At 71.2% G+C, this 7,816-nt stretch carries 7 protein-coding genes; 2 read left to right on the forward strand and 5 right to left on the reverse strand.

The features are described 5' to 3' along the window. Positions 1-9: 9 nt before the first annotated feature. From rplX to OX89_RS08485, 3 genes are all read right to left on the reverse strand, one after another. Positions 10-330, reverse strand: coding sequence for a 50S ribosomal protein L24 (gene rplX / locus OX89_RS08475; protein WP_047350285.1), 321 nt, complete (start codon positions 328-330; stop codon positions 10-12). Between the two features lie 10 nt (positions 331-340). After that, the gene (gene rplN / locus OX89_RS08480) at positions 341-709 is read right to left on the reverse strand and encodes a 50S ribosomal protein L14 (protein ID WP_047350286.1); all 369 of its coding nucleotides are present in this window, start codon (positions 707-709) and stop codon (positions 341-343) included. 203 nt (positions 710-912) lie between these two features. Beyond that, complete coding sequence (locus tag OX89_RS08485) at positions 913-2,487, reverse strand: FAD-dependent oxidoreductase (RefSeq protein WP_369799266.1); 1,575 nt, start codon at positions 2,485-2,487, stop codon at positions 913-915. A gap of 98 nt (positions 2,488-2,585) precedes the next feature. Between OX89_RS08485 and glpK the strand changes: the two genes are divergently transcribed. Both glpK and proC read left to right on the forward strand, forming a co-directional pair. After that, positions 2,586-4,082 carry a glycerol kinase GlpK gene (gene glpK / locus OX89_RS08490; RefSeq protein WP_047350287.1) on the forward strand — a complete coding sequence of 499 codons (1,497 nt, stop codon included), beginning with the start codon at positions 2,586-2,588 and terminating at the stop codon, positions 4,080-4,082. Positions 4,083-4,247: 165 nt separating this feature from the next. Next, a complete protein-coding gene (gene proC / locus OX89_RS08495; protein WP_047350288.1) occupies positions 4,248-5,078 on the forward strand; it encodes a pyrroline-5-carboxylate reductase in 831 nt (276 codons plus the stop codon). A gap of 54 nt (positions 5,079-5,132) precedes the next feature. Here proC and ubiA read toward each other — a convergent pair whose 3' ends face one another. Both ubiA and OX89_RS08505 read right to left on the reverse strand, forming a co-directional pair. Continuing rightward, a complete protein-coding gene (ubiA, locus tag OX89_RS08500) occupies positions 5,133-6,005 on the reverse strand; it encodes a 4-hydroxybenzoate octaprenyltransferase (RefSeq protein ID WP_047350289.1) in 873 nt (290 codons plus the stop codon). A gap of 204 nt (positions 6,006-6,209) precedes the next feature. Continuing rightward, the coding region (locus OX89_RS08505) for a CYTH and CHAD domain-containing protein (RefSeq protein WP_234305535.1) at positions 6,210-7,816 on the reverse strand (1,607 nt) is incomplete at its 5' end.

Genomic DNA, 7,816 nt, shown 5'->3' on the forward strand with positions numbered 1-7,816 from the left:
ATGGACTCCTTAGGCCGCCTTGATTTCGGCGCCGTTGGACTTGAACACGCGCACGCGCGTTCCGTCGGCCTGCACCTTGACGCCCACGCGGTCGGCCTTGCCGGTAGCGGCATTGAAGATGGCCACGTTGGATTGGTGGATGGGCATGGCCTTTTCCACGATGCCGCCGGTGGTGCCCTTCATGGGGTTCGGCTTGACGTGCTTCTTGACCAGGTTGATGCCTTCGATGACCAGATGGGAGTCATCCTTGCGCAGCGTGACCGTGCCGCGCTTGCCCTTGTCGCGCCCGGTGATCACGATGACTTCGTCGCCCTTGCGGATCTTGTTCATGGCCCGTCCTTCAGAGAACTTCGGGAGCCAGGGACACGATCTTCATGAAGCGCTCGGTACGCAGTTCACGCGTCACGGGGCCGAAGATGCGGGTGCCGATGGGCTCCAGCTTTGCATTGAGCAACACTGCTGCGTTGCCATCGAATTTGACGAGCGAGCCATCGCCGCGGCGGATGCCCTTGGCCGTGCGAACGACCACGGCGCTGTAGATCTCGCCCTTCTTGACGCGACCACGGGGCGCAGCTTCTTTCACGCTCACCTTGATGATGTCGCCAACGCTTGCATAACGACGCTTGGAACCGCCCAGCACCTTGATGCACAGGACGGACTTCGCGCCGGTATTGTCGGCAACGTCTAACCGAGATTCTGTTTGGATCATTTCAATATTCCCAACTTGCACCAGCGGTTGAATGCCCTGAAAACCTTTTCAGGACGGCCGACCCGCCAGTCAGTCTTGGGCCCGTCGTCCACGCCGCAAACCATTTGCGGCGCTTCCCGCTGGGCAGAAACCTCGCGCTTGCAACGCGAAGCCCGCAAGTATCGCAAAACACAAATGCTGCGTCAACAGTCTTGTGCAAGAAATTATGCGGGCACGCGGGCGTACTGCTGCGCCAGCGCCAGGAACGGCTCCAGCCCGGGGTTGCAGCCGGGCAGCTCCTCGGCCAGCAGCCCGGCCACGCGAGGCGCCAGCGACGCGGCCAGCCGCGCGTCCAGAAACAGCACGCGGGCGCGGCGGGCCAGCACGTCCTCCACCGTGCGCGCGTACTCGTGGCGCGCGGCAAAGCGCACCATGGCCTCGGTCAGCCCCGGCGCCAGCGCCACATCCGCCCCCGGCAGGCTGGCGACCAGCGGCGCCTCGGTGCCGTAGGAATGCAGGCCCTGCGGCTGGCTCATGCCCGGCCCTTTTCCAGGATGGCCCGCGCCGACCAGCGGCAGCGCCACCGTCACGCCTGCGGGCCTGTGCGGCAGCAGACCGTCGCGCATGCACTGGCGCAGCACGTCCTCGGCCATGGCGCGGTAGGTCGTCCATTTGCCGCCGGTCACGGTGACCAGGCCGCTGGGGCTGGTCAGCACCGTGTGCTCGCGGCTAAGGGTCTTGGTGCTGGCGCCGTCGTCGTGCCGGGGCTTGACCAGCGGGCGCAGCCCCACCCAGATGCTGCGCACATCGGCCGCCCGGGGCGCGCGGCGCAGGTAGCGCCCGGACTCGCCCAGGATGAAGGCCACCTCTTCGCGCAGGGCCACGGGCTCGCGCGCCAGGTCGTGGCGCGGGCTGTCGGTCGTGCCCAGGATCAGCTTGCCCAGCCACGGCACGGCGAACAGCACCCGCCCGTCCGCCGTCCTGGGCACCATCAGCGCGTGGTCGGAGGGCAGGAAATCCCTGTCCACGACGATGTGCGCCCCCTGGCTGGGCGCCACCATGGGCTGCACGGGCTGGCCGCTGTCCTGGCCGTCGCGCTGGCGCAGCTCGTCCACCCAGACGCCGGTGGCGTTGATCACGCAGCGCGCGCGCACCTCGTAGGGCGTGCCGGTCTCGGCGTCGCTGCACAGCACGCCCGCCACCTTGCCGCCGTCATACAGCAGGCGGGTCACGGGGCAGTAGTTGACAGCCAGCGCGCCCAGCCGGGCGGCGGTGCGCGCCAGGGCCAGGGCCAGGCGGGCGTCGTCGAACTGCCCGTCCCAGTACTTCACGCCGCCCTTGAGCCCGCTGGCCACGGCCGTGGGCAGGCAGGCCAGGGTTTGCATGCGCCCCAGGAATTCGGTGCGCCCCAGGCCCGCCTGGCAGGCCAGGGCGTCGTACATCGTGAGGCCCGCGCCGTAGAAGGGCGTCTCCCATATCTTGTAGGACGGCATGACGAAGGCCAGCGGCTGCGCCAGGTGGGGCGCGTTGCGCAGCAGCGTGGCGCGCTCGTGCAGCGCCTCGCGCACCAGGGCGATGTTGCCCTGCGCGAGGTAGCGCACGCCGCCGTGCACCAGCTTGGTGGCGCGCGACGAGGTGCCCTTGGCAAAGTCGTGCGACTCCAGCAGCACGACGGAGAAGCCCCGCGCGGCCGCGTCCAGCGCCACGCCCAGGCCCGTGGCGCCGCCGCCGATGACCGCCACGTCGTGGGTCACGGGCTGCGCCAGCCGCTCCAGCAATGCGGCCCGCTCAGTGGCCATGGGGGGGAATGCGTGGTCTGCCGTCATGCCGCCCATTCTCCATGGTGATGATGAAAGCCACTTATGTCCGCCCCGCGTCCGCCCTATGCTTGACCCCCATGACCTACCTGCTCGCACTCGACCAAGGCACCTCCAGCTCGCGCAGCATCGTGTTCGACGCGCGGGGCCGCATCGTGGCCCAGGCGCAGCGCGAGCTGCCGCAGCTCTACCCCCGCCCCGGCTGGGTGGAGCACGACCCGCGCGAGATCTGGCGCACCCAGCTGGCCACCGCGCAGGACGCGCTGCGCCAGGCGGGCATCACCGCGCGGGACGTGCGCGCCCTGGGCATCACCAACCAGCGCGAGACCACCGTGCTGTGGCACCGCAAGACCGGCCAGCCCGTGCACCACGCCATCGTCTGGCAGGACCGGCGCGCCGAGCCCGCCTGCGCCCTGCTGCGCGAGCAGGGCCACGCGGCCACGATCCAGGCCCGCACCGGCCTGCTGATCGACGCCTATTTCTCCGCCACCAAGCTGCAGTGGCTGCTGAACCACGTGCCCGGCGCGCGCGACGCGGCCGAGCGCGGCGAGCTGGCCTTCGGCACCGTTGACAGCTGGCTCATCTGGCAGCTCACCGGCGGGCGCCGCCACGTCACCGACGTGAGCAACGCCAGCCGCACCATGCTGTTCAACGTGCACGCCAACCAGTGGGACGACGCGCTGCTGCAGCTCTTGCGCATCCCGCGCGCGCTGCTGCCCGAGGTGCTGCCGTCCGTGGCCGACTTCGGCGCCACCGACGCGGCGCTGCTGGGCGGCGCCATCGCCATCGGCGGCGTGGCGGGCGACCAGCAAAGCGCGCTCTTCGGCCAGGCGTGCTTTTCTGCGGGCATGGCCAAGAACACCTACGGCACGGGCTGCTTCATGCTCATGCACACGGGCGGGCGGTTTCAACAGAGCGGCAACGGCCTGCTGACCACCAGCGCCGCCCAGACGGGCAAGCGGCCCGAGTTCGCCCTGGAGGGCAGCGTCTTCGTCGGCGGCGCCGTGGTGCAGTGGCTGCGCGACGGGCTGCGCGCCATCTCCGCCAGCAGCCAGGTGCAGTCCCTGGCCGAGAGCGTGCCCGACTCCGGCGGCGTGATGATGGTGCCCGCCTTCACCGGCCTGGGCGCGCCCTACTGGAAGCCCGACGCGCGCGGCACCATCACCGGGCTGACGCGCGGCACCACCATTGCCCACATCGCGCGCGCCGCGCTCGAATCCATCGCCTACCAGAGCGCCGCGCTGCTGGCCGCCATGGGCCGCGACGCCGTGGCCGCAGGCGGCGCCCCGGTGAGCGAGCTGCGCGTGGACGGCGGCGCCTGCGTGAATGATCTGCTGATGCAGTTCCAGGCCGACCTGCTGGGCATTCCCGTGGTGCGCCCCGCCGTGGTGGAGACCACCGCCCTGGGCGCCGCCTACCTGGCGGGCCTGGCCAGCGGCGTGTATGCGGGCACCGACGAGCTGTCCGCGCTGTGGCAGGCCGAGCGGCGCTTCACCCCCACCCTGCCGCGCAGCCAGGCCGAGGCGTTGATGGCGCGTTGGGAGCACGCCGTCGCGCAGGCCGTGCTACCCGGTTGACGTAAAAACCATAGCTGCTGGCGCTTGCTGCAACCCATTTTCAGACATAAAACCCTCTGAACTTCCTGCGTAGCAAGCGCGAGCAGCTCCTGTTTTTGAATCACTCTGAATGATGCTGGACGGCGCACAATGCCGCCTGACCCCATCGCTTCCCCGCCCAATCCCATGACAGCCAGCGCATCCCCCCTTCCCCCCATTGCCTTCATCGGCGGCGGCAACATGGCCAGCGCCATCATCGGCGGCCTGCTGCAGCGCGGCCTGCCGGCCGGCCAGATCGAGGTGGTCGAACCCTTCGAGCCCGCGCGCGCCGCGCTGCAGGAAAAATTCGGTATCACCGCGCAGCCCGCGGCTGGCGATGCGCTCGCGCGCGCCGCGCTGGTCGTCTGGGCCGTCAAGCCCCAGACCTTCAAGGAAGCCGCCGCCGCCACCCGCGCCCACACCGCCACCGCCCTGCACCTGAGCGTGGCCGCCGGCATCCCCACGGACAGCATCGCGCGCTGGCTGGACACGCAGCACATCGTGCGCGCCATGCCCAACACCCCCGCGCTGGTGGGCAAGGGCATCACCGGCCTGTTCGCCCGCCCGCAAGTGGACCCGCAGGGCAAGGCGCTGGTGGAACGCGTGATCGCCACCACCGGCCAGTTCGTCTGGGTGGAGGCCGAGGAGCAGCTCGACGCGGTCACCGCGCTGTCGGGCTCCGGCCCGGCCTATGTGTTTCTGTTCCTCGAAGCCATGACCCAGGCCGGCGTGGACATGGGCCTGCCCCCCGCGCAGGCCTACCAGCTGGCCGTGGCCACGTTCCAGGGCGCATCGGAGCTGGCCGCGCGCTCGCCCGAGAGCGCCGAGGTGCTGCGCCAGCGCGTGACCAGCAAGGGCGGCACCACGCACGCCGCCATCACGCACCTGCAGGCTGCACAGGTGCCCGCGCACTTCATCGCCGCCATGCGCGCGGCAGAGGCCCGTGCCAAGGAACTGGCGGCCGAGTTCGGCGCCTGATTCATGCGTCAAAAATAGCTCCAGCGCTTGACAGTCAAGCGCTGGCAGCTATCACTAGCGTAGCAAATACCCTAGCGCCACGCCGGCAAAGATCGCCGCGCCGATCCAGTGGCTCTTGCTGAAGGCGGTAAAGCACCCCTCGCGCGTGCGGTCCTTGATCAGCGTGAAGTGCCATGCCACCTGCGCCGCCGCCACGCCCAGCCCCAGCCACAGCGGCCAGCCCAGGCCGTAGGGCGCGAGCACCCACGCCGTGAGCCCCAGGCACAGCACGAAGAAGCCCATGATGGCCGCCACGTCGAAGCGCCCCAGCGTGATGGCCGAGGTCTTCATGCCGATCTTCAGATCGTCGTCGCGGTCCACCATGGCGTACTCGGTGTCGTAGGCCAGCACCAGGAACAGGTTGGCCAGCCACAGCACCCAGGCCGTGGCCGGCACCCGGCCCTGCACGGCCGCAAAGGCGATCACGATGCCGAAGTTGAACGCGATGCCCAGGAACGCCTGCGGCATGGCGAAGAACCGCTTGGTGAACGGGTACAGGATGGTGAACAGCACCGCGGGCACCGACCAGGCCACCGCCTCCCAGCGCGTGGTGAGCACCAGCACGAAAGCCACCAGCGTGAGCACCACGCCCACCAGCGCGGCCTCTTTCACGCCCAGCTGGCCGCTGGTGATGGGGCGCTGCGTGGTGCGCTTCACATGGCGGTCGAAGTCGCGGTCGGCAATGTCGTTGATGGTGCAACCCGCACTGCGCATGAGCACCGTGCCGGCCACGAACACCGCCAGCAGGTGCCAGCCGGGAAAGCCGTCCGCCGCCACCCACAGCGCCGCCAGCGTGGGCCACACCAGCACCAGCCAGCCCGCGGGGCGGTTCCAGCGGATCAGGTCGAGGTACAGGGACAGGCGGGAGCGCGGGGCGACAGCGGACATGGAGGCAAGGGAAAACACAGGTTGCGCGGGGCGGCCACGGGGCGGACACGGACACCGAGGGCACAAAGGACACAAGGCCCGCGGACGACGCAGCACACGGGGGCGGGTGCCCGCCAGCGTGCGCCAAAGCCCGCTTTTATACGCCATGGCGGCCGGCGCGCCCGCGTGGGCGCACGGCACTGCCCGTGACCGGAAGACTGCCGTTCAACGGCGCGCGGCGTCCCGCAGGGGATCCCAGCCGCGCCCCAGCGCGGCCCCGCGCAGGAAGGCAACCACGGCGGCATCGCCCCCGCAGCCAGCCACCAGAGCGGCGGCCTGCGCCCAGTCGCGCTGCGCGCCCAGGCGCTCCTGCCACTGCTCAGCCGCGCCCCGGTGGCGGCCCATGCGACGGGGCAGCAGCGGCGCCAGCGACGTGCTGCCGTAGCGCAACCGCTTGGCGAGAATGCGGGCATGGTGCAGGCCTTCGTCATCGCCCGCCGTTTTGAGCGCCGCGCCCAGGCGCCGCACCAGCCGCTGGACGCGCTTGCGCACCCAGTGCCGCGCCGGCGCGCCGGCCAGGGCATCGCTGGCACAGGCGTCCACGCCGCACTCCCCCTGCGCGGCCAGCGCCCAGCCATGCAACCAGTCCTGCCAGGCCAGCAGCGCGGCGCCCACGGCGGGCCGATGGAGTGCGGCGCGCGTTTGCGCGCGGGCCTGGTCTGCGGCGGCATCCAGCGCGGCCTGCGCTGCCGCCCAGGCGGCGGCCTGCCGCGCGCCGCCCTGCGCGTAGTGCGCGGCCAACGCAGGCAGCGTCTGGGTGCGCGCCACATCCAGGTCGCGTAAATGTCCCAGGGACTGCAGCAGCGGCGCAAGCGCTGCGGCGGCGGGGGCCGGCCGCGCGGCACAGGCCGGGGCGAAGAGGCGCGCCAGGCTGCGCAGCCGGCGCCAGCCCACGCGGGCCTGGTGCACCACCTCGGGCGCGTCGCTGCCCTGCTGCAGCGCAAACAGGTTGGCGCAGAACTGGTGGAAAGGCTCCTGCAGCACGCGTTCGGCGACCTGCGCAACCGTCATGCCGCGCTTCAGCGCGGGCGGCTGGGCCTCCACGGCCGGGCTGGCCGGCGGGTGCAGCAGCGCGTAGCCGCGTGCGGCCTTGCTCGCGGCCAGCGGCAGCACCGGCACGTGCCGCGCGATGCGCCGCGCCAGCGCCAGCAGTGCCTCGGGTGGCCCCTGCAGCAACTCCAGCTCCAGTTCGCACAGCGGCGTGGCATGCGCCGCGCCGTCCACCGTGGCGGTCACGGCGCCCACGTCCAGCGCCACCTCCACCACGGCGCCGCCGCGCACCCGCACACGCCAGCGGGTGCGCACGAAGTCGGTGGTAAAGCACGGTTGCAGCGCGGCGGCCAGCACGCCATCGGGGTCCATGGCGGGCCAGGGCGTGCCCTCCAACCGGTGCAACTCCAGCGCCGGGCCGGCCACTGGCATTTCCCACTCGCCGCGCTGGCTCAGCGCGGACGTGGTGTCGCCCGCGGTCTTGAGGGTCTGCAGCCAGCGGGCACCCGCGCCCTCAGGCCCCTCGCGGCGCAGGCGCAGGGCGACGCGCTGGCGCAGCAGGTCCTGCGCAGGCGTGTCGTGGTAGAGGCTGACCAGGTGCTCACGCACCGGCGTGGCCCGTGCCAGCGCCGGCACGCGCATGAGGCGCACCGCCAGCGCCGCCGCATCGCGCGGGGGCAGCGCCAGCTTGAGCTCTGTCTCGGTGGCGGACATGGCCCGGCCCGCGTGCGCAGCTGCGCTTGTATCTTTAAACCAGACCAGCGCGGTAGAGTCTGAACGCC

This window comes from Diaphorobacter sp. J5-51 (assembly GCF_001023515.1).
GTDB classification, from domain to species: Bacteria; Pseudomonadota; Gammaproteobacteria; order Burkholderiales; family Burkholderiaceae_C; genus Diaphorobacter; species Diaphorobacter nitroreducens.